Annotated in this window: 21 protein-coding genes and 1 pseudogene; 10 read left to right on the top strand and 12 right to left on the bottom strand. The window is 75.8% G+C overall.

Going from position 1 to position 24,964, the window contains the following annotated elements:
* Positions 1 to 11: 11 nt before the first annotated feature.
* Both ACZ407_RS23575 and ACZ407_RS23570 read right to left on the bottom strand, forming a co-directional pair.
* Entirely contained in the window at positions 12 to 770 is a 759-nt protein-coding gene (locus ACZ407_RS23575) for a carbonic anhydrase (protein ID WP_468131314.1), read from the bottom strand.
* 163 nt (positions 771 to 933) lie between these two features.
* Entirely contained in the window at positions 934 to 2,460 is a 1,527-nt protein-coding gene (locus ACZ407_RS23570) for an IucA/IucC family protein (RefSeq protein WP_468131312.1), read from the bottom strand.
* Positions 2,461 to 3,622: 1,162 nt separating this feature from the next.
* Here ACZ407_RS23570 and ACZ407_RS23565 point away from each other — a divergent pair.
* The 3 genes from ACZ407_RS23565 to ACZ407_RS23555 all read left to right on the top strand — a co-directional run bounded on the left by ACZ407_RS23565 (position 3,623) and on the right by ACZ407_RS23555 (position 6,616).
* Complete coding sequence (locus tag ACZ407_RS23565) at positions 3,623 to 5,050, top strand: IucA/IucC family protein (RefSeq protein ID WP_468131310.1); 1,428 nt, start codon at positions 3,623 to 3,625, stop codon at positions 5,048 to 5,050.
* 122 nt (positions 5,051 to 5,172) lie between these two features.
* Positions 5,173 to 5,793: a flavodoxin family protein gene (locus ACZ407_RS23560; RefSeq protein ID WP_468131308.1), complete on the top strand. Its 621-nt coding sequence runs from the start codon at positions 5,173 to 5,175 to the stop codon at positions 5,791 to 5,793.
* Between the two features lie 103 nt (positions 5,794 to 5,896).
* Entirely contained in the window at positions 5,897 to 6,616 is a 720-nt protein-coding gene (locus ACZ407_RS23555; RefSeq protein ID WP_468131306.1) for a GNAT family N-acetyltransferase, read from the top strand.
* A gap of 92 nt (positions 6,617 to 6,708) precedes the next feature.
* Here ACZ407_RS23555 and ACZ407_RS23550 read toward each other — a convergent pair whose 3' ends face one another.
* Complete coding sequence (locus ACZ407_RS23550) at positions 6,709 to 7,887, bottom strand: acyltransferase family protein (RefSeq protein ID WP_468131304.1); 1,179 nt, start codon at positions 7,885 to 7,887, stop codon at positions 6,709 to 6,711.
* 180 nt (positions 7,888 to 8,067) lie between these two features.
* Positions 8,068 to 8,958: an MBL fold metallo-hydrolase gene (locus ACZ407_RS23545; protein ID WP_468131302.1), complete on the bottom strand. Its 891-nt coding sequence runs from the start codon at positions 8,956 to 8,958 to the stop codon at positions 8,068 to 8,070.
* A gap of 56 nt (positions 8,959 to 9,014) precedes the next feature.
* On the opposite strand from ACZ407_RS23545, the gene ACZ407_RS23540 reads away from it, so the two are divergent.
* Positions 9,015 to 9,422, top strand: a complete 408-nt coding sequence (locus ACZ407_RS23540) for a winged helix-turn-helix transcriptional regulator (protein WP_468131300.1) — start codon at positions 9,015 to 9,017, stop codon at positions 9,420 to 9,422.
* Positions 9,423 to 9,455: 33 nt separating this feature from the next.
* Here ACZ407_RS23540 and ACZ407_RS23535 read toward each other — a convergent pair whose 3' ends face one another.
* Entirely contained in the window at positions 9,456 to 10,055 is a 600-nt protein-coding gene (locus ACZ407_RS23535; protein ID WP_468131298.1) for a DUF2165 domain-containing protein, read from the bottom strand.
* Between the two features lie 295 nt (positions 10,056 to 10,350).
* Here ACZ407_RS23535 and ACZ407_RS23530 point away from each other — a divergent pair, with 295 nt between their 5' ends.
* Positions 10,351 to 11,004, top strand: a complete 654-nt coding sequence (locus tag ACZ407_RS23530) for an ArsR/SmtB family transcription factor (protein ID WP_468131296.1) — start codon at positions 10,351 to 10,353, stop codon at positions 11,002 to 11,004.
* A pseudogene (locus tag ACZ407_RS23525) lies at positions 11,001 to 12,360 on the top strand (MFS transporter). Before ACZ407_RS23530 ends, ACZ407_RS23525 begins: the two are co-directional and overlap by 4 nt.
* A gap of 52 nt (positions 12,361 to 12,412) precedes the next feature.
* Here the strand turns inward: ACZ407_RS23525 and ACZ407_RS23520 are convergent.
* From ACZ407_RS23520 to ACZ407_RS23510, 3 genes are all read right to left on the bottom strand, one after another.
* Positions 12,413 to 13,792 carry a phosphoribosyltransferase family protein gene (locus ACZ407_RS23520; protein WP_468131294.1) on the bottom strand — a complete coding sequence of 460 codons (1,380 nt, stop codon included), beginning with the start codon at positions 13,790 to 13,792 and terminating at the stop codon, positions 12,413 to 12,415.
* Positions 13,793 to 14,122: 330 nt separating this feature from the next.
* Positions 14,123 to 14,734 (bottom strand): GNAT family N-acetyltransferase, encoded by a 612-nt coding sequence (locus ACZ407_RS23515; protein ID WP_468131292.1) that lies wholly within the window; start codon positions 14,732 to 14,734, stop codon positions 14,123 to 14,125.
* Positions 14,735 to 14,789: 55 nt separating this feature from the next.
* Entirely contained in the window at positions 14,790 to 15,308 is a 519-nt protein-coding gene (locus tag ACZ407_RS23510; RefSeq protein ID WP_468131290.1) for a PaaI family thioesterase, read from the bottom strand.
* Positions 15,309 to 15,536: 228 nt separating this feature from the next.
* On the opposite strand from ACZ407_RS23510, the gene ACZ407_RS23505 reads away from it, so the two are divergent.
* Entirely contained in the window at positions 15,537 to 16,193 is a 657-nt protein-coding gene (locus tag ACZ407_RS23505; protein WP_468131288.1) for a maleylpyruvate isomerase N-terminal domain-containing protein, read from the top strand.
* A 107-nt stretch (positions 16,194 to 16,300) separates the two neighbouring features.
* On the opposite strand, the gene ACZ407_RS23500 is transcribed toward ACZ407_RS23505, so the two are convergent.
* Together ACZ407_RS23500 and ACZ407_RS23495 are read right to left on the bottom strand one after the other, a co-directional pair.
* Positions 16,301 to 17,107, bottom strand: coding sequence for an inositol monophosphatase family protein (locus tag ACZ407_RS23500; RefSeq protein ID WP_468131286.1), 807 nt, complete (start codon positions 17,105 to 17,107; stop codon positions 16,301 to 16,303).
* A gap of 57 nt (positions 17,108 to 17,164) precedes the next feature.
* Positions 17,165 to 18,769: a carboxylesterase/lipase family protein gene (locus ACZ407_RS23495; protein WP_468131284.1), complete on the bottom strand. Its 1,605-nt coding sequence runs from the start codon at positions 18,767 to 18,769 to the stop codon at positions 17,165 to 17,167.
* 223 nt (positions 18,770 to 18,992) lie between these two features.
* Between ACZ407_RS23495 and ACZ407_RS23490 the strand changes: the two genes are divergently transcribed.
* Positions 18,993 to 19,406, top strand: a complete 414-nt coding sequence (locus ACZ407_RS23490; RefSeq protein ID WP_468131282.1) for a VOC family protein — start codon at positions 18,993 to 18,995, stop codon at positions 19,404 to 19,406.
* Between the two features lie 70 nt (positions 19,407 to 19,476).
* Entirely contained in the window at positions 19,477 to 20,199 is a 723-nt protein-coding gene (locus ACZ407_RS23485; protein ID WP_468131280.1) for a DNA alkylation repair protein, read from the top strand.
* Positions 20,200 to 20,208: 9 nt separating this feature from the next.
* Here ACZ407_RS23485 and ACZ407_RS23480 read toward each other — a convergent pair whose 3' ends face one another.
* Positions 20,209 to 21,126, bottom strand: coding sequence for a DUF3626 domain-containing protein (locus ACZ407_RS23480; protein ID WP_468131278.1), 918 nt, complete (start codon positions 21,124 to 21,126; stop codon positions 20,209 to 20,211).
* Between the two features lie 153 nt (positions 21,127 to 21,279).
* Here ACZ407_RS23480 and ACZ407_RS23475 point away from each other — a divergent pair, with 153 nt between their 5' ends.
* Complete coding sequence (locus tag ACZ407_RS23475; protein WP_468131276.1) at positions 21,280 to 22,512, top strand: alpha/beta hydrolase family protein; 1,233 nt, start codon at positions 21,280 to 21,282, stop codon at positions 22,510 to 22,512.
* Positions 22,513 to 22,692: 180 nt separating this feature from the next.
* Here the strand turns inward: ACZ407_RS23475 and fusA are convergent, their stop codons facing one another.
* A complete protein-coding gene (gene fusA, locus ACZ407_RS23470) occupies positions 22,693 to 24,825 on the bottom strand; it encodes an elongation factor G (protein ID WP_468131274.1) in 2,133 nt (710 codons plus the stop codon).
* Positions 24,826 to 24,964: the final 139 nt, after the last annotated feature.

Below are 24,964 nucleotides of genomic sequence, written 5' to 3'. Positions count from 1 at the left end.
TGCCGCCGCGGTCACCGGATCCGGTGCACCCGCTGGCTGGTCAGTTCGTAGCGGGCGCCCACGACCTCCAGGGCGCCGGATCCGATGCGCGGCGCCAGGTCCGGTTCGGCCGACAGGCGGGCGGTGATCCTGCGGACGTTCGCGGTGACCGCGGCGTCCACGCGGGCCTCCCCGGTCAGCCGCGGGTCGAGCACCGGGCGGATCTGCTGGGCGAGGTAGCGGACGTGGGCGGGGAGCCGGGCCCCGTCCGCCTCCGACTCGGCGGCGGCGCGTACCGCCCCGCAGCCCTCGTGGCCGAGCACGACCACGAGCGGCACCCCCAGTTCCAGGACCCCGTAGGCGATGCTGCCGAGCACCGCCTCGTCCAGCACCTCGCCGGCGGTCCGCACGGTCAGGAGGTCCCCCAGCCCCTGGTCGAAGACCAGCTCCGGCGGGACCCGCGAGTCGATGCAGCCCAGGACCACCGCGAACGGGTGCTGGCCCCCGACGAGCGAGCGCCGCACGGCGCGCGACTCGTCGGGGTGCTGCGCGTGCAGGGTGCGCCAGCGGGCGTTGCCCGCGGCCAGTTCCCGCCAGGCGGCGGCCGGGCCGGCGGGCAGCACGCCGTCCGCCCGGGCCCGGCTGACGGGTGCGGTGCCCTCGTGGGCGCCGCACCCGGACAGCAGCCCGCTCCCGGCGGCCAGCGCACCGCCCGCGCACGCCCGTACGAACCCGCGCCGCCCGCCGGGGGCGGCCCCGGCCCGGCGCTCGCTGTGCCCTCGGCCCGTCATGCGCGCCCACGTTAGCCCACGCGCGGCCGCCCGCCGGTCAGGCGCGGTGGCCTTGGGCCGTCCCGGCCGGTCATATGGTCCGTCCGGCCTGGGCGAACCGTACGGCCCGGACGGACCGGACGGACCGGACGGCCCGTCCGGACCGGACGCACGGAACGGTCCGTCACTGTGCCAGCGGGTTCGGGAGGGTGGTCCACTGGTCGCCGCCGTGGGTGAGGCGGCGGAGGGTGAGGGCCTTCGCGGGCAGCGGGCGGGTGCGCAGGGCGCGTACCGCCGCGGTGGGCGGGAGATCGCGGGTCGCGGCGTCCAGGACCAGCCCGAGGGTGGCGGCGTCGGCCGCCAGCGGGCCGAGGGCGTTCCCGATCAGGCAGCCGAGGGACTGCCGGTGCAGGGCGGCCACGTCCTCGCTGAGCAGCCGGCCGGTCAGGGGCGGAGCGGGGAACCCGTGCCGGGCGAGCAGGGACGGGCTGAGACGGACGTCGGCGAGGTCCCGGTAGACGAGGCGCCGGGGGTGGCCGTCCGCGTCGAGCACGGCGAGGAGGTTCTGGCCGTGGGCCTCCAGGGCCACGCCCCGTTCGAGCAGGTCCAGGCAGACGCCGAGGGCCAGGCGGGCGAGCCCGATGAGCCGGTCGAGGCGCTCCTCGGGGCTGCGGGAGGCGAGGCAGGCCCCGAACGCCGCCACCGGCACGACCTGCTCCCCGGCCCGGGCGTCCGCGTACCCGTACGGCGATTCCCGGAGCAGGGCCGCGAGGTCCGGGGTGCCCGCGCCCGCGGCGGCAAGGGTCCGGGCGATGTGGAGCCGGCCCCCGAGCCGGTCCGCCACGCGTTCGAGCACCTGGGAGGTGGCGAGGGCATGGGCCACCGAGTAGGCGGAGATGTCCCGCACGGAGGAGGTGAGCCGGGTGCTCAGCGCCGTCTTGACGTGCAGGCCCCCGCAGCCCCCGGCGGGGCCCGGGCCGCCGTCCCCGAGGTGCAGGGTGCGCAGGGACAGCAGGGGGTGCGCCGCGGGTCCCGCCAGGAAGGGGCGTCCGCGGAGGACGTGGTCGGCCTGCCACGGGTGCACCGGCACCAGGACGGCGGCCCCCTCGCGCAGTTCCGCCGGCCAGTCGCCCCGTACGGTCCCACCGGTCACCGGTGCCAGCCGCAGGCCGACCACGGGCCGGTGCTCCGGCGCGTACGCGAGCTGCTCGGCGGCGGAGAAGCCGGGGCGGGACCGGCATGCGGGGTGGTAGGGGTGGCCGTCGGTCGACCACTGCTCCCACTCCCAGGGCGCGGCGGGCGGGAGCGCGGGGGCGGGGGCGGTCCTCGACAGGGCGAGCGAGGCCACGCTGTGGTCCACCTCGGCCGTGAAGTGCCCGGTGTCCGGGAGCGCGAGGGCGGCCAGCAGCTCGGCGGGATGGTCGTACGGGGCGCCGTCCAGGACCAGTTCCGCGAGCGCGGTGCCGGTCGCCCACGGGTCCGGGGGCGGGCCGTGCAGGCGGCGGCCGTCGGCGAGGCGCAGCACGAGGGCGCCGGCCGTTGCGGTGCGGCTCGCGATCCAGGGCAGCGGCTCGTGGACGAGTCCGCGCCAGAGCCGGGCCAGGACCGCGGCCCGGGCTCCGGGCAGAGCGGCGAGGTAGGTGTCCGAGCGCGCCGGGCGTACGGCTTCGAGTTCCGCTGCGAGGGTCCGTTCGGCATCGGTACGGCACATGCGCGTGTCCTACCGCACCCGCTCCCGGCCGCGCCTACTGTGAAGGGCGATGGAGGAGGAGTTCGCCCGGGCGGCAGAGGCACTGGCCGTGACCCCGCTGCTCAACTGCCTGCTACGGGAAACCGCCGGCCCGGCCGACGCGCCCGCTGACCCGCACGCGAGCGAACACCCGGAGACCGCAGCCCCGGCGCATGCACCTGCGCCCGACGGCCGTACGGAGGAACCCGCGGGCCACCGCACGGGAGACACGGCAGGAGCCGGGCCCGGCACAGGTCGTCCGCCTGCGGGCGACGGCCGGGCACCGGGGTCGGCGGACCGCCGCACGGGAGACACGGCCGCAGTCGGCCCCGGCGGCCCGGGCGACCCCGTCGCGGCCGACGGCACTGCGGACGAGCCCGCAGCCCGGGGCACAGCGACAGCGACCACGCCCCAGCCCGGCGCAGGCGTTGCGCTCGCGGCCGACGGCACGGCAGAGGAGCCCGCGGCCCCCGGCGCCTCGGAGGAAGCCGGGGCCGGGATCGGGGCCGGGGATCCGCCTGCGAACGGCGCACCCCGCCGCTCCGGGCAGGCGCCCGCGGCATGCGCAGGCCATGCCCTCATGGCCGACGGCTCGGCAGCCGGACGCTCAGACCACGGCACTGCCGGCACGGCCGGGCTCGGGACCGGCGCAGGGGACCCACCGGAAGACGACGCACCCCCCGGCACCGGGGACGCCCCCGCGACCGGCAGGGCCGCGGGGCATCCGCCTGCGGACAACCCGGCAGAGCAAGGCGCGGCCCGCCGTGCCGGGGACCCGGCCGAGGTCGGGACCGGCGCGGTGAACCGGCCCGGGGGCGGCGCGGCGGCCCCCGGGACCGGGCGCGTGTACGCGACGGGCGCCGGCGCGGGGGAAGGAGCCGAGGGCAGCGGCGCGGGCGCGCCCGCGGGCGGCGGGGCGGCTGCCGGGTGGACGGCGGGGGGCGAGCTCGTGGGAGGGCCGCCCCCCTGCGGCACCCGCACCGGCACGGGGTCCGGGCCGATCCCCGGCCCCGCCGAGCCCCCGCCCCCCGGCTCGCCCCGGCCCGCACCGGCCGCGCCACCTCCGCCCCCGGCCTCGCGCCGACCCGGACCGCCCGCACACCCCGCACCCCCCTCCCCGGCCCCGCCGTCCGGGGACCGCACCGTGTACCGGCTGCGGAGCAGCGGCCGGCTGCTGCGGGTCCGGGGCGGGGCACGGCCTTCCGAGCCCGAGCTGTGGAGCGGCGGGAGCTGGCTCCCGCTGCGCCACTCCGGGCTGGTGGCCTTGGCCGCGGAGGAGATGCACGCCCGCACCGGCCGGCCGGATCCCGGGCTGGCGGCCGAGATGGCGGCCAGCCGGGCGGCCGTGGAGGCCGCGCTCGCCGTCCGCGCCCGTACCGCCCCGCCCGCGGACCTGTGGCTGCGTTCCGAACAGGCCCTCGTCATGGGCCACCCGTTCCACCCCGCCCCCAAGGCGTGCAGCGGTGGCCCGCCCGGCACCTGGATGCGCTACGCCCCGGAGGCGTACGGCCGCTTCCCGCTGGTCCTGCTGGGGGTCCGCGAGGACGCCGTCGTCGAGGAGGGCGACACCAGCGCCCTCGACTCCTTCGGCGAGGCACCGCCCGGCCGCCGCCTGCTGCCCGCCCACCCGTGGCAGTACCGGCTCGCCCGGGACCGCCCCGAGGTCCGGCGGGCTTTCGCCGACGGCCGGATCGTGCGGCTCGGCAGCACCCCGTGGGAGGCCGCCGCGACCGCCTCCGTGCGAACCGTCCACGTGCCCGCCGGCCGCGGGCCGGCCGGGTCGCCGTCCGCCGAGGACCTGTTCCTCAAGTTCAGCCTGGACGTGCGGATCACCAACGCCGTGCGCCGCATGAAGTGCCACGAGCTCGTCCACATGCGCGAGGTCGATCCGTTCGTCACCGCCGCTTTCAGGGCGATGGGCGGCCCGGCGGCCTGGCTGCGCGAGCCGGGCCATCGCACGGTGGCCGGGCTGGAGGAAACGTTCCCCGTGCTGATCCGCGAGGGCCTCGGCCGCCACCTGGCCCCGGGCACCACCGCCGTACTGACCGGGGCGCTGGCCGAGGGGTTCGACGGCAGCCCGCTGGACCGCCTCACGGACCCGCTCCGCTGGTGGACGGCGTACGTGCGCTGCCTCGTGCCGCCGGTCCTGGACGCGTACGCCGTCCACGGGGTCTCGGTCGAGTGCCACCTCCAGAACACGCTGGCGGCGCTCGATGCGCAGGGCCTGCCCGTCCACGCGGTCTTCCGGGACGGGGAGGGCGCGCGGGTGGTCCCGCTAACCCCGCGGGAGGCCGCCTGGAAGCGCCTCGTCTACTGCCTGGTCGTCAACAACCTCACGGAGATCGCGGGGGCACTGGCCCGCCGCTTCCCGCCCGCCGCCGGGGCCCTGTGGCCGATCGCGCGTGCGGCGTTCGAGGAGTACGGCAGACGGCGCCCCTTCCCGGAACTCGCCGCCCTGCTGACCGCCCCGACCGTACCGGGCAAGGCCAACCTCCTGTCCCGCTGGACGGACGCATCGGGCACGGAACCCCGCTACCTCCCGCTCCCGAACCCCCTGACGACCTCCCTCTGAGCCCCTGCGCGACCGGGACCGGGCCGCCGCCGGTCCCCCCGCAAGCACCCGCCGGTCCCACCGGTCCGGTTCTCGCCGAGGGTGGGGAATTTCCCGGGGCGAGGCGGGGGTTGGAAGCGGGCATGACCATAGATGCGAAGTACCGCCCCCTGGAAGACCGTTCTTTCCTCTTCGTACTCGGCAGCTCGCGCAGCGACGGCAATTCGGAGTTGCTGGCGCGCGCGGCTGCCGAGCAGTTGCCCGCCGGAACGGCCCAGCGGTGGGTGGACCTCAACGAGTTGGTGCTGCCCGACTTCCAGGACGGGCGCCACGACGACGGGCGGGAGCCGGCTGCGGAGAACGAGGCGGAGCTGCGGCGGGCCACGGAGGAGGCCACGGACATCGTGCTCGTGTCACCGCTGTACTGGTACACCGTGTCCGCGCAGCTCAAGCGCTACCTCGACTACTGGTCGGGCTGGCTGTCCACGCCGGGCTCGGAGTTCAAGGCGCGGATGGCGGGCGGAACGCTGTGGGGGGTGACGGTGATGGCGGACCGCGACGAGGTCCGGGCGGACGGCCTCGTCACCACCCTCAACCACTCGGCCGCGTACCTCCGCATGCACTTCGGAGGCGTGCTCCTGGGCAACGGCTCGCGGCCCGGCCAGGTGCGCGATGACGAACGGGCCGCGGTCCGCGCCAAGACCTTCTTCCAGGGGACCGCTCCCCTCGCGGTGTTCCCGGCGGCGGAGGCGGCCGGGGAATGAGCCCCGTGCCGCGTCGGCGGCGCGCCCGGCTTCCCGCCCCGGCCGTCCCGCGCGCAGGGTCGCGACCTGCGGGGATGCCGCGTACGGGGTAGGTTGCCGATCAATGGGGGCGACCGGACCGGCGACGGCCCGGGGTGAGGTGGAGGTGGCCGTGGAGGCGGGCGTGGGGGTGCTGTTGTCGGCGCCGCGGAGCGGTCCCCTGCCCGCGCTGGCCCTGCGGCCGTGGGCACCCCAAGACGCCGGAGTCCTGCTCGCGGGGCACCGGGACCCGGAGCTGCGCCGATGGATCAGGAACCTGGTCACCGGCGAGGAGGACGCCCGGCGCTGGATCGCGCGGCAGGCCGAGGGCTGGGAGTCCGGCACCCGCTTCGGCCTGGCCGTGCTGGAGCGCGGGGACGCGGGCTTCGGTCCGCCGCTCGGCCACGTGGTGGTGACCCCGGGCTCCGCGGGCACCGCCGAGGTGGGCTACTGGACCTTCGCCGGGGCACGGGGCCGGGGGATCGCCGCCCGCGCACTGGAGGCGGTCACGCGGTGGGCGCTCGTCGGGGAGGGCGCGGGGGCAGCGTCGGGGGCCCAGGGCCACCGGCCGTTCCCGCGGCCGGTGGTCCGGCTGGAGCTGGTGCACAGGGTGGGCAACGACGCCTCCTGCGCAGTGGCGCGCCGGTGCGGGTACGCCCTCGAAGCGGAGCTCCCGGCGCGGCCCCCGGCCCACCCCGCGGCACGCCACCTGCACGTCCGCAGCCGAGCCGCTGCCGCCGTGGGTGCCGCCGAGGCCCTCTTCCTCCCCTCCCCGTCCCCGGGAACGGCCGAGCCCCGTCCGTGACGCGGAGGTCACGGACGGGGCTCGGAAGGCGCCGGTTCAGCGGAAGCGCGCTCCGGCAGTGGCGGCGCGGCGCGGAGCACGGGCGGCCGGGGTCAGACCCCGGCCCCGGCCAACTGCCGCTCCCGCTCCTGCCCGGGTGCGGCGGCCGCGGCACCGCCACGGTCCGGAGCCGCGGAGGCCGCCGGACTCGGCCCGTGCGGCAGGGGCGTGTGGATCCGGATGTCCCGGACACCGCGCTGCAGGCCGCTGCGGATGGTGCGCGACAGGGGCCGCTCCACCAGCCGGTGGATCAGCCACGAGAGGCCCAGCATCAGGACGGTCACGCCCACCACGAGCACCCCGGCCGGCAGCCGGTCCCGGTAGTGGTGGATGAGGGTGATGCCCGCCGTCATGTGGATCAGGTACAGGGGGTACGTGAGCGCACCCGCCGTGCTCAGCCAGCGCCACTGGACGCGGTCGAGGCGGCCCAGCGCGATCGCCGCCATGACGAGGAAGCCCAGGGCGATGACCGCCCGTCCGGGCCAGGTCGGCAGCTGGTCGGCCAGGTGCTTGCCCAGATTGGTCTCCATGCGCCCGCGCAGGTAGTGCTGGGCGAGCAGGAACTGGCAGCCGACGATCGCCCACAGCAGGCCGGTGGGCCGGAACCGGCGCATGAGGTAGAAGGCGATTCCCGCGATGAAGTACGGGGAGTACTGCGGAACGGCGAAGAAGTGCAGGAGCCGGAATTCCGAGGTCGGCGCGGCAACTCCCGCAACGGTCCACAGGCCGCAGAACAGCACGCAATTGCGGTAGGTGACGCCGCGGAGGATGACGAGGGTGAACAGCGCGTAGAACTTGAGCTCCACGAACAGCGTCCAGTACGCATGGTCCAGATGCGGAACGCCCAGCCCGCCCTGCAGCATCGAGAAATTGACGAGGGCGTCGCTCCACTGTTCGACCCGCCACACCTCGGGCAGCCGCCAGAGGACGAACGCGGTGAAAGCCACGCCCACCCAGTAGGCCGGGAACAGCCGCGAGATGCGGGAGACGGCGAAGTCCCCTGCGGTGCGCCCCCACGCACTCATGCAGATGACGAAGCCGCTGACGAGGAAGAACACCTCGACGCCGAGCCATCCGTACACGGCGAACGGCCGGAGGGCCGGAAAGAGTTGGGACGTATTGACGCCCCACGCCGTATTCAGTCCTATGTAATGGTAGAAGACCACGATCAGGGCAGCCGCAATGCGAATGCCGTCGAGGGCCGAAAGGCGCGCGGGGCGCCTCACAGCCATGTTGTCGCCTTGCACGGCTGTGTTCTCTTCCCCTGTTTTTTCACGTACGAACCGGCTCGCGGTCGATGAGCCTCAACGGACCTTACATTCGGAATACCGGACTCTCTGCACCACGGGTCAGTGGCATTGATCACCCCGCCCGGCTCGGCCTCTCCGGCGGGGCGGGCGCCCGCCGCGTGGTCAGCGCGGCCCGCCGGGGGCCCGGCCCCGGGCGTCGTCCGCGGTGAGGCGGGCGAACTCCCACGGGTCGTGGGCGCTGAAGACGGTGACCTCGTCCCCGTGGTCGCGGCGCAGGGTGCGCAGCCGGCCGAGGGTCGCGGTGCGGGCGCCGCCGTCGGTCTGGGCGCCCTCCTGGACCGGTTCGAAGACGGGGTGGGACAGGGGCGGGGTGTCTTCGATCTCTCCGTGGTACATGTACGCGTCCCCCGCGTGGAGCAGCCACCGGCCGTCGTCCCTGCGCACCGCGACGCCCGCGTGGCCCGCCGAGTGGCCGGGCAGCGGCACCAGCAGCAGCTCGCAGGCGAGCCCACGGGGCCGCGCCACCCCTCGGAAGCCGAACCACTCCGCGCCCTCGTCCACGCGGGCCGGGACCAGGTGCGGCCGGTGGGCCCGGTGCGCCGGCATGAACCGGTCGAGGGTGTGCCGGTGGTGGGCCGCGGCCGGGTCGGTGGCGGCCCGCAGCTCTTCGGGGTGTACGTGGATCTGCGCGTGCGGGAAGTCCGGCAGCCCGCCGGTGTGGTCGCGGTGCAGGTGGGTGAGGACGATGTGCCGCACGTCCCCGGGCGCGTACCCGAGGCGGACGATCTGCCGGAGCGCGCTCTCCTCGGGGTGCAGGCCGGGCCGGGCGTGGGACACCCAGTCCGCGCCGAGGGTCCGCTCGGGGTGCTGCACGTCGGCGGTGCCGAGACCGGTGTCGACCAGGACCAGGCCGTCGGTACCGGTATCGACGAGCAGGCAGTGGCAGACGGCGGCGCGGGCGCGGTCCGCGGCGGCACCGGCTGCTGCCGTCGCCGCCTCTACGGCCGGCGGAATCCTGCGGAGGGATCCGCAGTTGAGGTGGTGGATGTGCATCGGTCCCCCTGGAAACACGTGGGCGGGCTGTTCAACGGACGTTAGGAGGGGCCTTCGTGACTCACCAAACGGTTGGCCACGTGGCGGCGGCCGGACCGGACGGACCGCTGGCGGACTGTCCGGACGGCGCCCTGGTACCCCCGGCACGTGAGGAACCGTCGTGTCCGGTCGACATCACGCTCGCCGTGCTGGGCGGCCGGTGGACCCCTCTGGTGCTGCGCGAGTTCCTGCGGCGCGGGGAGGCCACGTACTCCGAGCTGTCCGCGGCACTGCCCGCCCTCTCCGACAAGGTGCTCTCGGAGCGGCTGGCGCAGTTGGCGGGCGCGGGGGTGGTCGAGCGCCACCGGATGCCCGGCTGGCCCCCGCGGGTCCGGTACGTGCTGACCCGCGAGGGCCGGGCACTGGAGCCGGTGGTGCGCAGCATGTGGGAGTGGGGCGCGGCGCGGCGGGACGCCTCCGGCTGAGCACCGGATCCGTCGGGCGGCCGGGGCGCGGGGTTACGGACGGTCCGGGGCCGGCGGCTCGGGCGGCTCCGGGGCGGGTGTCGCCGGCAGGTCGGGCGGCTCGGGCAGGGCGGGCGCCTCGGGCGGGGCAGCGGGCTCCGGCGGGGCAGGCGCGAGGTGGGCGAGGATCAGGGCGGCCGAGGCCAGGAGGACGCTGCGCAGGGCGGCGTCCAGTCCGTTCCACTGCTCGGACTGCCACATCGCGAACCACTCGCCGCCGACGACGAGGAAGCCCAGCCCGAACAGCATCAGCATCATCGACAGGCCGAGGTTCCCGGTGGCACGCGCCCTGCCGAGGGCCCCGGTGCGCAGGCCCGCGCACCACAGCCAGGCGGCGCGGAGCAGGACGACCGCGGTGACGGCCTCCCAGGCGATGACGGCCACGTAGGCGGCGTCCTGCACGGCGCGCGACCCGACGGCCCGCCACATCAGGTCCGGGTCGCGGAACGTGGTGTCCATGGCCAGGACGTGGCGGACGAACTGCCGGTTCGTGCCGAAGTCGGTGAGGTTCCCGAAGACGGCCACGGCCATCTGGAGCGCGGCCACGGCGGTCAGGACGGCCGCGGCGAGGACGGGCGTCCCGAGGGCGGGCATCCCGAGGGCGGCCCGGCCTGCCCGACCCGTCCGGCCTGCCCGACCCGTCCGGCCTGCCCGACCCGTCCGGGCCGCTCGACCCGTCGGGGCCCCTCGGACTGCCCTCGGCCGCTCGCCGTCCGAGACCATCGTGCGCTCCTCTCCCGTTGCCCCCGGTCCGGAGTATGGCGTTCCGACGCCGCCCCGAAACCCTCCCGCGGCCCGCCGGCCTGCGCGGAACCGGAAGGCAGGTCTCCAAAAGAAATTCTGCAAAAAGTCTTTTGGAAAGTGTCCGTCAGGCCCTACGCTCGGTGCCATGGACAGCGAAGAGCGCGCACGCGTACTCGACCCGAGCCGGGACCCCGGGGCCCTCAAGGCCCTGACGCACCCGCTGCGCATCCGACTGCTCGGACTGCTGCGGCAGGACGGCCCTGCCACCGCGAGCGAACTCGCCGTCGCGACCGGGGAGTCCTCCGCCTCGACGAGCTACCACCTGCGGGTGCTGGCGAAGTACGCCTTCGTGACCGAGGCCCGCAACCGGGACGGACGCGAACGCCGCTGGCAGGCGGTGCACGCCGTGACCTCGTGGAGCAACACCGAGATGGAGGCCTCGCCCGAAAGCCGGGCTTTCGTCGGCTTCTCGCGCCGGCGCCAGATCGAGCACCTCGGGGACTCCCTCGTCCGGCACGAGGCCGACCTCGCCGAGGGGCGACTCGGCCGTGAATGGGTGGAGCCGTCCGGGATCAGCGATCTGATGCCCCGTCTGACCCCCGAGTCGCTGACCGAACTCTGGGAGGTGTTCGAGCAGAAGGTCGCCGAGCTGGCCGAGCGCGACGCGCAGGACCCGCGCGCGGCCCACGTGGTCGTGGTCGCCGCCGGCCTGCCCCTGGCCCCGCGCAACCCCGGGGCCGAGGCCGCGGCTGCCCGGCCCGCGGCGGGCGGCCCTGCAGATCGGGAGGACGCGTCGTGAGCACTGCTCTCGATCCCCGCACCGCGCGCCGCCGCTATGCGACGGTCAGCGCCCTGTTCTGGCTCCCGCTGGGACTGACCATCGCCCCCCTGGTCCTCCTGTTCACCGAACGCGGCATGACGATGGCGGCCATCGCCGGCTTCATCGCCGCACACTCGCTCACGGCCGCCGCCCTGGAGCTTCCCACCGGCGGACTCTCCGACGTCCTGGGACGCCGCGCGATACTCGCCGCCGCCGGGCTGTGCAACCTCCTGGCGCTCACCCTCCAGGCACTCGGCGGCAGCGCCCTGGTCCTCACGCTCGGCACGGCCCTGATGGGGGCGGGCCGCGCCCTGTCCAGCGGGCCCGCCGAAGCCTGGTACGTGGACACCGTCCGGGCGCACTCCGGACCCGAGGCGGACCTGCGCCCCGGGCTGGCCCGCGGCAGCTCCGTCACCTCCGCGGCCCTGGCCGCGGGCACCCTCCTCGGCGGTTCCCTGCCCTGGCTCCTCGGCCTCGGACCCGACCTCGGTGCGCGCCTCGAAGCGGCGACCTCCGGGCTGGTCCTGCCGCTGTCCGTGCCGGTGCTCCTCGGCGCCGCGGTGGAGGTGGTCTTCGTCCTCTACGTCCTGACCGCCCTGCCCGAGCCCCCTCGGCCGGCCGCCACCCTCCGGTCCGTGCTGCGCGGCATACCGGCGACCATCGCCGGGGGACTCCGCCTGGGCGGCCGGGACGCCCTCGTCCGGCGGGTGCTGATGACCGCCGGGGCGGCCGGCGGGGCCCTGGCCGCGCTGGAACTGCTCACGCCCAACCGGGCGGCCGGTCTCACGGGTGCCTCCGAGTCGGGGGCCGTGCTCTTCGCGGGGCTCGCCTGCGTCGGGTTCATATGCTCGGCGCTCGGCAGCAACTCCGCACCCCTCGCCGCCCGGCTCGCGGGCAGCGGGGAGCGGGCGGTGCTCCTGGCCCTCGGCGCGAGCACCGGCGGCCTCCTGCTGCTCGGCGCCACTGCCGCCTTCACCGGCAAGGCCGCTGCGGTCCTCGCGGTCTCCGGCTACGCCCTGGTGTACGTGGGCCTCGGAGCGGCGGGCCCCAACCAGAACGACCTCCTGCACCGCCGCGTCAGCGACGCGGGCCGGGCCACCGCACTTGTCCGTCCAGTCCCTGGCCCTCCAGCTGGTGGGCGCGCTCGTCGGCCTGCTGGTCGGCCGACTGCCCACCGGCCCGGTGCCCTGGCTCGTGGGAGCTGCCGTCCTCCTGGCCGGCGCCCTCCTCTGGACCCGCGGGGGCCAAGGGGCCCCTGCTGCTTCGGGGGCTCCCGCGGCCGGCGCCGCGGAAAGCCGCCCGCAGGCGGACGAGGCGGCGGCGGTCCACCCGTAGGCAGCGCCCTCGGAACCCGACGGCGGCGGCCTCCGCGGCGCGGGGCGGCGGGTCAGGCCGCGGCGTGGGAGGCCGGTGCCATGTGGTCGGTGAACCAGCCGCGGGCAAGGTCGGTGACGCGTTCCATGGCGCCCGGCTCCTCGAAGAGGTGGGTGGCGCCGGGGACCACGTCGAGCCGGTGCTCGCAACGCAGCCGGGCCCCGGCCTCCCGGTTCAGTTGCAGGACCGCGTGGTCGCGGCCGCCGACGATCAGCAGCGTGGGCGCCGCCACCGAAGGCAGCCGCGGGCCGGCCAGATCGGGCCGGCCGCCGCGGGAGACGACGGCGGCGATCCGGGCGCCGGGTTCCGCGGCCGCCCACAGCGCGGCGGCGGCCCCGGTGCTCGCGCCGAAGTACCCGACGGGAAGCCGGTCCGACTCCGGCCGCCCGTGCAGCCATGCGGTCGCGTCCGCCAGCCGCCCGGCCAGCAGCCGGGTGTCGAACACGTTGGCCCGGTCGGCCTCTTCGTCCTGCGTGAGCAGGTCGAACAGCAGGGTTCCCAGGCCCGCCCGGTTGAGGCCGGCCGCCACGAACCGGTTGCGCGGGCTGAGCCGGCTGCTCCCGCTGCCGTGCGCGAACAGCACCAGCCCGACCGCCCCCTGCGGCACGGTCAGCTCCCCGCGCAGGGTGACCGTACCGGCCCGCACCTCCACTTCGCGGGGGCCCTCCTCGGTGCCCGCCCCGCCTCCGCCGGGCTGCCGCCCGTCCCGGTCACCGGCGCCCGCCCCGGCCTGCGGGCCCCGGCGGCCGCGGGCCGTACGGGCCGCTGCCGCCTCCAGGCAGGCGATGACCTCGCTGTCCTCGGTCTGCGTGAAGTCGGCGTAGAACTGGCCGATGGCGTAGAACACCTGCGGGGCGTGGACAGAGACCAGGTCGTCGGCGTCCGCGCCCAGCCGGTCCGCCCAGTCGGACGGCGCCACCGGCACCGCCAGCACGATCCGTCCGGCACCCCGGGCCCGCGCGATCCGGCAGGCCGCGGAGGCCGTGGACCCGGTGGCGACCCCGTCGTCCACGATCAGCACCGTGCGGCCCGCGAGCTCCGCCGGCTCCCGGTCCCCCCGGTACTTCCGGGCACGGTCGGCCAGGACTTTCCGCTCCCGGGCCTCGACCCGGTCCAGATCCTCCCCGCGGACCCCCGCGGCCCGCACCACCTCGTCGTTGATCACCCGTACGCCGCCCTCGCCGAGCGCACCCATGCCCAGCTCGGGCTGGTAGGGCACGCCCAGTTTCCGCACGAGGCAGATGTCGAGCGGTGCGTCCAGCGCCTCGGCGACCTCGGCGGCCACCGGCACCCCGCCGCGCGGCAGGGCGAGTACCAGCACCCCCGGGCCCTTGAGGTGTCCCAGCCGGGCGGCCAGCCGCCGGCCGGCGTCACGACGGTCCATGAAGAACACGGCTCGACCTCCTCTTCGCGCGGGAGGCGGCGAGCGCTGCCGCTCCCCTACCCCCATCCTGCCCCCGCAGCCCGTCCCCATGGCCGGCCGCCGGGTGGGGACGGGGGCGGCAATCCTGTTGCCGCACGTCGGCGGGGGTGCATACCGCCGAAGGTGCATCTGTCGTCGCCGTGAGGAGAAGCCCGTGCTCCGCTGGGGTCCGGGACACCGCCCACGCTGCCTGCGGCGCGGCATCCGCCTCCACGGCTCCGCCTCCTGCGGCGCACTGCTGCTCGCCGACCCCGCCCCGCAGGACGACCGAGGCCCCGGGGCACCGGGGCGGCGTGCGGGTCAGGCCGTGGGGCGGGGCTCGCGCCACATGGCCCACAGGACGGGTCCGCCGCCCGGGAGTTCGAGCTCGCTGCGGACCTCGAAGCCGAAGTGCTCGTAGAAGGGGAGGTTGTCGGGCTTGGAGGATTCGAGGTAGGCGGGCAGGCCCGCCGCGTCGGCCTTGGCAAGGCCCGAGCGCAGCAGGGCGGCCCCGTGCCCCTGGCCCCGGGCGGCCGGGTCGGCGCCGATCAGGGCCAGGTACCAGTGCGGTTGCGCCGGCGTGTGCGCGGCGGCCGCCTCGACGGCCTCGCGGAAGGCGGGGGCGCGGTCGCCCAGGATGTGCTGGAGCTCCCGGATGGCGTCCGCGTCGGGGACGGCCTTGGGCTGCGCCTCCGGGGGCACCCAGAACGCGGCCGAGGACGCGGTGCGCTCGCACACGGCGTGGTGGACGTACTGCCGGGTGAAGAGCGTCCTGAAGTAGCGCCGGAGCGCGCCCTCGCGGGTGGCGTCGTCGGGGAAGAACCAGCACATCATCGGGTCGTCGCCGAAGGCGCGCGCCAGGGTGCCGGCGACCTGCGCAGCGTCATCGACCGTGGCCGTTTTGGGCATGTTCGTTATCGGCATACAGGTCATTCTGCACGTGTTGATCTTGGACCTGGCGGCCGGGCCCGGTCCCCCCGCCGCCGCCTCAGGCGCGCAGGATCGCGCAGGTCGTCGTGCCGTGGGCGTACAGCTTGCCGTCGTGTGTGCCGATGACGCGGGCCTCGGCGGTGGCGGTGGTGCGGCCCACGTGCAGGGCCCGGCCCTCGCAGCGCAGGGCCGGGGTGTCCGCCAGCACCGGCCGGATCATGTGCACGCCCAGCTGGACGGTCGTGTACGCGGTCCCCGCGGGCAGGCGCGTCATCACGGAGGAGCCGAGCGCCGAGTCGAGGAGGGTGGCGAGGAAGCCGCCGTGGACCGTTCCCATGGGATTGAGCAGGTGGTCGCCGGGGTCCCCTTCGAAGACGGCGAGGCCTTCGCCGACCTCCGTCAGGCGGAAGCCCAGCGTGCTCATCATCGAGGCCGCGGGCAGCTCGCCCCGGTGCGCGGCCCGCAGGATCTCCAGACCGCTCATGCCGAGCAGCTCGGGTGCCTTCTCGGGCCGCGGCTCCCAGGTGTGGGTGCGCGTGCGGACGGGGGCGGCGGAACTCGTGTCGTACGTGGTCATGGCTCGACCCTAGGAGCGGCCTGCCCGGTCCGCGAGTGTCGTAACCGGCACCGTCCGCACCGATTCCGACACCGCCTGGCCCTGGCCCGCGCAGTAGGCTGCCGGAATGAAGGCAGCCGTGCGGCCCGAGATCGCCGCGGCGATCGCGGACCGACGTTGCGCGCCTTCAGTTCCGACATGGCGCAAACCTTGGCGGTCGCGGTCCGGCCGCCCTGCTAGCTTGCCGTGGTGGACCTCTTCTCGACCTCGTGGACGGCCCTGCGCACGGCGGTCGCCGCGCTCCCGGACGGGGACTTCGCCCGGCCCTCGGGCTGCACCGGGTGGCTGGTGCAGGACCTGGTCTGCCACCTGGTCATCGACGCCCAGGACGTGCTGATCACCCTGGCGACCCCCTCGGACGCCGAGCCCACCCGCAACGCCGCCACCTACTGGGAGGTCGGCGACGGAGCCCCGACCGGCGAGGACCCGCTCGATGCGCTGACCGTCCGGCTGGCGGCCGCGTACGAGGATCCGGGACTGCTGAAGTTCCACCTCGAGGACGTCGGATCCGCCGCAGGCCGCGCCGCCGCGCTGGCCGACCCCCGGGTCGCGGTGGGCACCCGCGGCGAGGTCCTGACCGCGGGCGACTACCTCTCCGCATACGTCCTGGAGTGGACGCTGCACCACCTCGACCTGGTCGCGCACCTCCCGGACGCGGCGCGCCCGCCGGCGGAAGGCCTCGCCGGGGCGCGCAGGCTGCTGGAGGAGATCGCAGGCGCCGCCTTCCCGGGATCTCTCTCGGACGAGGACGTGCTGCTGCTCGGCACCGGACGGCGTGCGCCCACCGGTGCGGAGCGGACGGCGCTGGGCGGGATGGCGAAGCGCCTCCCGTTCGTGCTCGGCTGACGGGGCGAACCGGCCGGGCACGCCTCTCCGGCCCCGGCCCGGCCCCTGCCCCGTCTCGCCCGGCCCCGGCCCCCGACCACGGCCGGAAGCCCACCGGAGCACGCGGTTCAGCTCCCCAGCGGGCCTGCCGACACCAGCGAGAGCAGCTCCCGGTGGGTCTCCTCGTCGGCCGCGACGAGGAGACCGCGCCCGTCCGGTCCGAGCGGGGCTCCGTCGATGCCCGTGACCACGCAGCCCGCAGCCCGGCACAGCGCGATGCCCGCGGCGAAGTGGACGCTCCCGGTGAGGTCACCGCCGTCCGTGACGTAGGCGGCGCGCTTGCCCGCCGCCACCCAGGCGAGGGCCAGGGTCGTGGACCCGACCCGGGGCCGGAACCGCTCCACGAAGCCTTGGCGGGCGAGGAGTTCGACGGCGCGGAAGCCGGGGGCGCTCGGGAACGGCGGGTCCAGGTTGACGTCCACCAGGCGGCTGTCGGACGCGGGCGCCGCGGGGGCGTCCGCACCGTCCCGGCGCACCCAGGCACGCTCGCCGTCGGTGACGAAGACCTCGCCGCCGAACGGGTCCGCCACCGCCGCCGCGCCACCGCGCAGGGCCACGTTCACCGCCACCAGCATGGTGCCCACGGCGTAGTTCAGCGTCCCGCACAGCGGGTCCACCAGCCACTGGCGGCCCGCGCCGCGGGCGCCCTGCTGCCCGCCCTCCTCGCCGAGCACGGCGTCCTCCGGCCGGGCGGCGCGCAGGACGCCGAGTATCGCCTTCTCGGCCTCGATGTCGGCGGCGGTCGCGAAGTCCCCCGCACCCTTGTCGACACGGGCGAGCCGCTGCCCGTACATGGCGTGCACGACCTCGGCCCCGGCCAGGGCGGCAGCCGTCGCGACGTCCGCATCGTCAAGACCCGCATATGAGGTGATCATGCAGCGCACCCTACCGGCAGCGTGATCCGCACGCCCGTGCGCTCCCCGGAAGCCCGTTCACCGCCCGTCGAGCAGCGGGAGCGCCGCGAAGGGGTGGTCCTCCCAGAGGCGGCGGGAGGTCTCCTCGGGATACCCGGTCACCTCCGGCCCGGCGCCGAAGATCCGGGTGGGGCGCCGGAGTTCCCCGTACGGTTCCCAGCCCGGCGCGCCCCGGGCGGCGAAGGCGGTCCAGGCCGTGCGCACGGCTGCGGACAGCTCCTCGGCTGCGGCCGGGGGGCCCTCGCCGATCAGCGCCGCCGGCTGGCCGCTGCCGAGGTTGCCGAACACGAGCGGCACGTCGAGGCCGTGGCAGGCGCCGAACATGCCGCCCATGCCCGGGGCGGGCCAGGTCAGCTCGTACAGGTGCGCGCGGCCCCCGCCGGCGGTCTGCGCCTGGGCGAGCCGCAGGCTCGGCATGCGGAACAGCCAGTCCGAGTGGACCAGTTCGTACAGCTCCTCCGGGCCGGCGGCGGGGAAGCCGTCGCGGTACCGGCGGGCGCCGTCCGGGCCGGGGGCGAAGGCCTGCAGCGCGGTCTCGGCCTGCTCCTCGGTCACCTGCCCGAGCATGCCCTCGATCACCGTGAACAGCCGCTGCTCCTCGCGGGTGTGCCCGGTCAGCAGCTCGACCTCCCGGCCGGCGCCCTCGGCGAGGGCCTGCCAGGGCGTGGCGGGCAGCGCCTGCCCGTCGACCACCGGCGAGAACGGGATGGACCGCAGCGCGGGCCGCCCCCACCGCGGCGCGTACGAGGCCGACTTGGCGGCGACCGCGTCCCCTGCGGCGGCGAGCCGGTCCGGGGCCACCCCGGACAGCGCGGCCACGGTCGGCGGCAGTCCGAGCTCGGCGCCGAACGCGGCGGCGATGTCCCCGGCGAGTTCGGGTGAGAAGTACGTGCCCTGCACGCTCTGCGCGATGGCCCGGCGGAAGAGCCCGGCGGCGCGGGGCATCGCCATCAGTGCCGCGACCGATCCGGCGCCGGCCGACTGGCCGAAGACGGTGACCCGGCCCGGGTCGCCGCCGAAGGCGCGGATGTTGTCGCGCACCCATTCCAGGGCGGCCACCTGGTCGAGCAGGCCCCGGTTGGCGGGCGCCCCCTCGATGGCGGCGAAACCTTCCATGCCGACGCGGTAGTTGAGCGTCACGAGGACGACGCCGCCCTCGCGCGCGAGGCGGCCGCCGTCGTACTCGGGAAGGCAGGACATGCCGATGCTGTAGGCGCCGCCGGGGATCGCCACCATGACCGGCAGGTCCGCGCCCGGATGCGGCTCGGGGGACCAGACGTTGACCGTCAGCCACCCGGTGCCCGCCGCGTCCTTCGCCAGGGCGTCCATGCCGAAGTGCCCGGCCTGCGGGGGCGGCGGCCCGTACGCCAGGGCCGGGCGCACCCCGTCCCAGCTGCGGACGGGCTGCGGGGCGGCGAACCGGAGCGCGTCCACCGGCGGCTCGGCGAAGGGGATGCCGAGGAAGACCGCCAGGCCCCCTTCCGTACGTCCGCGCAGCGCTCCGGACGCGGTGCGGACGACCGGCCCGGCGGAGCCGGAATCCGCGGATGCGGAGAACGTCGGGGATGCAGAGGATGCGGCGGATGCGGCGGCGGCCGTCGGCTCGGGCGCGTCGGTCGGCATGGAGATCCTTCCCGGACCGGGACGGGGCGTGCACGGCAATGCCGCAATGGTGCCCGGGGGCCCGGCGGCGGGCCACCGAATTTCGGCGCGACGGGACCCGGGCGTGCACCCGGGCGTGCACCCGGCCCGGACGCACCCGTCGGCACCATGGCGCATCCGGTGCGCAGGCGGTGCAGGGGCGTACGCTGCCCCTGCCCGCCATTCGTCACGAAAGGAGCGGATTGTGGCTTCTCGTCTCAACCCGTACATCAGCTTCTCGGGTGAAGCGAAGCAAGCGATGGAGTTCTACCAGGAGGTCCTCGGCGGCACCCTGGCCGTGAACACTTACGGAGACTTCGGCTCCGAAGCGCCCCCCGGGTTCACCGACAAGATCATGCACAGCCAGCTGGACACCCCCAGCGGATTCACCCTGATGGCCGCGGACAATCCGCCGGGGATGGAACGCCAGGCCGGAAACAATTTCGCGGTCAGCCTGAGCGGCGACGACGCCGACGACCTCCGCGGCTACTGGGAGAAGCTGTCCGCGGACGGCACGGTGACGGTCCCCCTGGACAAGCAGATGTGGGGCGACGTGTTCGGCATGTGCACGGACAAGTTCGGCATCACGTGGATGGTCAACATCACCGAACAGGGCTGACACGGACCCGGCGCGTCGGCATCCTGGCGGGAGCGCCGACGCGCCGTCTCGCGAGCCGAGTGGAGGACCCATGGAGGCCGACGCCCTGGTGGCCGAGGAGCTGCGCGCTGCGCTGCGCGCGCTGGCCGACCCCGTCCGGGCCGAGCAGCAGCGCGCCTACCTGCACAGCGAGATCGACCATCTCGGGCTGCGCGTACCGGACCTGCGGCGTTGCGTCACCCACGCGCGACGCCGGCTGGGCACGCGCACCGGCCCGCAGGTGCGGGCCCTCGCCCGGGACCTGTGGTCGGTGCCGGCCGGGGCGGCGCAGCCGGTGTTCGAGTTCCGCCTGGCCGCGGTCGAGCTGCTGGTGCAGTACGCGAAGGCACTGGCCGCCGAGGACCTCGGAACCGTCGAGGACCTGCTGCGCGAATGCCGCACCTGGGCGCTGGTGGATCCGCTGGCCGTGCACTGCGCCGGGGCCGTCGCCCTGCGCGATCCCGCGGCCGGGCCGGTGCTGGACCGGTGGATCGCGGACCCCGACTTCTGGCTGCGGAGGTCGGCGGTGCTCGCGCTGCTGCCCGCGGTCCGCGCGGACCGGATCGACGCGGACCGGCTCACGCGGTACGCGGACGCCCTGGTCGGCGAACGCGAGTTCTTCCTGCGCAAGGCCCTGGGCTGGGTGCTGCGCGAGACCTCGACCCGCGACCCGGCCTTCGTGACGGCCTGGCTGGACCGCCACGGGAGCGCCGTCGCCCCGCTCACCCGCCGCGAGGCCACCCGCCGTATGGAGTCCGCAGGAAGCTCCGCCTGACGGGAGCCCTCAAGGCCGGTGTTGGTGCAGGCGCCGGTGCTGGTGCCGCTCTGTGTCCTGGGGCCGGGGAGCGCCGGTCCACCCGGCCGGCTCGGGCGAGCCGAAGCGCGCGAGGCAGTGCCAGACCTTCTTGAGTGCCTGCGGGTCGTGCCGTCCGGTGGCGGCCGCCGCTCCCAGGATCCGCGGATCGAGCGCCCCGCCGATGGCGATCCGGGCGCCGAGTTCCACGTACTCCGGCCCCCGGTAGGCGGGATGGCGGCGCAGTTCGCCGACCGTGAGGCGGAAGCCGGGGTGCCATTCCACGGGGCACGGCAGACGGCGGGCGGCCTCCTCCACGGGCGTGCCCCGGTACGACGGGTCCAGGACGAGGGCCTCCACGTCGCGGTCGAGCCGGACGGGACCGTGCACCTGGGCCTCGATGTAGTCGTCGAGGGCGTCCTGCTCGTCGGCCAGGGCGAGTTCGACGAGCCCCATGCGCTCGGCGGTGCCGAAGTCGGCGGGCTCCAGGAAGCTGTCGGGATAGCAGAACGTGGTGCGCTCCAGGGTCCGGGCGGTGAGCCGGAAATGGGCGGACCCGAAGCGCGGGGCTGCCCCGGCCGGCTTCTGCCGGAAGTTCAGGGCGCCGTAGACGGGCCGCTCGTGGGCGGCGGCCCCGTCGTAGGCCCCGCCGAAGATCCGGCTCTCCCAGCGCCACCGGTCCCCGCCGGGATGGGCGGTGAGTCCGCCGTTGCTCGTCCCGGTGGCGAACTGCGACAGGTACACGCCTCCTTCGGCCAACGCCTCCAGCACGGTCCGGCCCTGCGCGGACCGGTCCGGGTGGAAGTTCAGGCTCACCCGCAGGCCGGGCTCGACGGGCGGCCCGGAAGCCAGCCCGCCCAGATGCCGGAGGGCGCGTTCCTGCGGGCTCTGTATTCCTTCGGTGCTCATCCCCGCAGTGTCCGCAATCCGACCGCGCCGCCGCACACCATTTCCGCCCGCGCGCATCGCCGTCGGGGCGGAACGGGCGTCGCTCCGCGGGCTGAGGGCGGGTGCGACTGCGGTGTGACGCGGGGCCGTGGGAGGCGGGGCTAGCTTCGGGGCATGGTCCGGTTCACCAGGGCGGCAACGACCGCCGCACTCGCCCTTGCCCTCACCCTGCCGGTCGCCGCGGGCTCCGCCTCCGCGGCCTCCGGCGGCGGCCTCCCGAAGACATCGGCCCTCCCGGCAGCCCCTGCCTCACCGGTCGGCCCCGTACTGCCGGAGGCGCCCATTGCGGCCGGTCCGGAACTGCCCCGTCCCACCGGCCCGTTACCCGTGGGGAGTGCGGTCCTCCACCTCGTCGACCGCTCGCGCCCCGACCCGTGGGTGGCCGCGGCCGACGGCCGGGAGCTGATGGTCACCCTGCACTACCCGGCCGCCCGCTCCGGCAGCGGACGACCCGCCCCTTACGCCACCGCCGAGGAGGCCCGGCTGCTCATCGAGGGGGCCGGGTTCGGCTCCGCGGTGACACCGGGCGCGCTGAGCGCGATGCGCACCTACGGCAGGGCCGGCGCACCCGCGGCGCCGGGCCGCCGCCCCCTCGTCGTCCTCTCCCCCGGATTCACCGTCTCCCGCTACACCCTCACGGCGCTGGCCGAGGACCTCGCGAGCCGCGGGTACGTCGTGGCCTCGGTGGACCACGCGTACGAGTCCTTCGGCATCGCGGTGCCCGGTGGCCGCGTGCTGACCTGCGTGGCCTGCGAGGCGGTGGCCGGCGGCGGGGTGCCGGGGAGCAAGGTCACGGCCGGGCGGGCGCAGGACGTGCGGTTCGTGCTGGACCGGCTGACGGGCCGGCATCCGGTCCGGAAGTACGCCCGCATGATCGACCCGAAGCGCATCGGCATGGCCGGGCACTCCATCGGCGGGGCCTCGGCCGCCACGGCGATGCTGGCCGACGGGCGGATCAGGGCCGGCGCGAACATGGACGGCGCCTTCCACGACACCCTGCCCGCGAACGGCCTCGACGGGCGGCCGTTCCTCATGCTCGGCACCGACGACGAAGTGCACCGGCCCGGCGGCCGGGACCGCACCTGGGACAGGACCTGGCAGTCCCTCGGGGACGGCTGGAAGAGGTGGCTGACCGTGGCCGGCACCGACCACTTCTCCTTCAGCGACTCGCCCGTCATCCAGGAGCACTTCGGCCTGCCGAGGCCCCCGGTCCCGGCCGACCGCGCCCTCGGCCTCACCCGCACCTACCTGGCGGCCTTCTTCGACCTGCACCTGCGCGGCATCCCGCAGCCCCGGCTGGACGGGCCGTCCGAGGCCGACCCGGAGGTGAAGTTCCACCGGCCGTGACGGCGGGAGCGCACCGGGCCCGAGCAGAAGGCGGCTCGGGCCCGGGCACCACGGTCGGCACGGAGGTGCGGAAACGCGGGGCGCGGGGGTGCGGGGCGCGGAGGGGCGGGGGCGCGCGGGCCGAGCCCCCGCACCCCCGCCCCCGTTCACCGGCACCGGCACCCGGCACCCGGCACCCGCTCAGCGGGCCAGAGCCGCCTCCGCCACCGCACGCGGCACCGGCGCGTAGTCCGCCGGCCGGGCCGTGAACGTGCCGCGGCCCTGGGTACGGCTGCGCAACCGGGACGCGTAACCGAACAGCTCCGCCAGCGGGACGGCCGCCGTGACGACGGTCGTGCCCGCCTGCGCGGTGGAGCCGGTGACCCGGCCGCGGCGGGCGGCGAGGTCGCCGAGGACCCCGCCGACGGCCTCGTCCGGGACGGTGACCGAGACCTCCGACACCGGTTCGAGCAGCTGCATCCCACTCCGCCGCAGCGCCTCGCGGAGCGCGAACCGGCCCGCGGCCCGGAAGGCGAGCTCCGAGGAGTCCTTCGGGTGCGTCGCACCGTCGGTGAGGGTGATCCGCACCCCGGTCACCGGGTGGCCGCCCAGGGGACCTTCCGCGAGGGCGTCCCGGCAGCCGGCCTCGACGGCCCGCACGTACTCCTGGGGCACCCGGCCGCCCACGACGGTCGACCGGAACACGAACCCGGTCCCCGCTCCGGGCCCGCTGCCGCCGTCCCCGGCACCTCCCTGCGCACCCTGCGCGTCCTGCACCTCCTCCAGCGGTTCCAGATCGATCACCACATGGGCGAACTGCCCGGCCCCGCCGTCCTGTTTGACGTGCCGGTACACCAGGCCCGCGACCCCGCGGACCACCGTCTCCCGGTAGGAGACCTGCGGCCGCCCGACGGCCACCTCCAGACCCTGGCCGCGGCGGATCTTCTCCACCGCGACCTCCAGGTGGAGTTCGCCCAGGCCCGAGAGCACGGTCTGACCGGTCTCCGGATCCGAGCGGACGACCAGCGAGGGGTCCTCCTCGGCCAGCCGTGCCAGCGCCGTGGCCAGTCGGCCGGTGTCGGTGCTCCGGCGGGCTTCCACCGCCACCGACACCACCGGTTCGGCCACCCGCGGCGGTTCCAGGACCAGGGGCGCCTGCGGGGTGCACAGGGTGCTGCCCGCGCGGGCGGTCTTGGGACCGACCGCGGCCACGATGTCGCCCGCCACCGCCTCCTCCGTTTCCTCGTGCCGGTCCGCCTGGACGCGCAGGATGCGGGCGATGCGCTCCGTGCGTCCCGTTCCGGCGTCCAGCACCTGATCGCCCTTGCGGACGGTGCCCGCGTAGACGCGCAGGTAGGTGAGCCGGCCGGTGGGCGTGGCCGTCACCTTGAACGCCAGGGCCGTGAACGGGCCCGCGGGATCCGCCGCGCGGTCCTCCCGTACGCCGTCCCGCAGGCCGTGCACCGGCGGGACGTCCGCCGGCGAGGGCAGGTACGCCACGACGGCGTCGAGCAGCGGCTCGATCCCGCGGTTGCGGTACGCCGAGCCGCACAGGACGACCACGCCCTCCCCGCCGAGCGTCAGCGCGCGCAGGGCCCGGGTGAGGACCTCCTCGCTCAGCGCACCGCGGGTGCAGAACTCCTCCAGCGCCTCGGGGTGCAGTCCCGCGACCGCCTCCTCCAGCGCCCTGCGCCGCCGGAGGGCCTCTTCGCGCAGCTCGCCGGGCACGGGCCCGGTCTCCTGCGCCCCGCCGTCCGGCCACCGCAGGGCGCGCATGCGCACCAGGTCCACGACCCCGGTGAACCCGTCCTCCTCTCCGATGGGCAGCTGGACGACCAGGGGTACGGTGCCCAGCCGGTCCCGGAGGGAGGCGGCGGCGGTGTCGAGTCCGGCGCCGGCCCGGTCCATCTTGTTGACGAACGCGATCCTGGGGACCCCGTGCCGGTCGGCCTGCCGCCAGACGGCCTCGCTCTGCGGCTCCACGCCGGCGACGGCGTCGAAGACGGCCACGGCCCCGTCGAGGACCCGCAGCGAACGCTCCACCTCGTCGGCGAAGTCCACGTGTCCGGGCGTGTCGATCAGGTTGAGCCGGTGCCCGTCCCAGGCGCAGCTGACGGCGGCGGCGAAGATGGTGATGCCGCGGTCGCGTTCCTGCGCGTCGAAGTCGGTGACGGTGGTGCCTTCGTGGACCTCGCCCCGCTTGTGGATGGCGCCGGTGGCGAAGAGCACGCGTTCGGTGACGGTGGTCTTCCCGGCGTCCACGTGGGCGAGGATGCCCAGGTTGCGGACGGTGGTGAGGGGAGCGGCAGCGGAGGTTCGCCGGATTGCGCACATGGCCGGAGGCCTTTCGGTGTTCCGAAGCAGGTGGGTGGGGTGCGCGATTGCGGACGGACGGCGCGGGCCGGAGGACCGGGACCTGCCGACTCTGCCCCGGATCCCGCGCGGCGGGCCGCTCCCCGCTCCGGTCCGCCCG

The sequence above is a fragment of the Streptomyces sp. NPDC030809 genome, assembly GCF_055572195.1.
The sequence above is the reverse complement of the archived record's forward strand: the minus strand, read 5'-3'. Positions and strand labels throughout refer to the sequence as shown.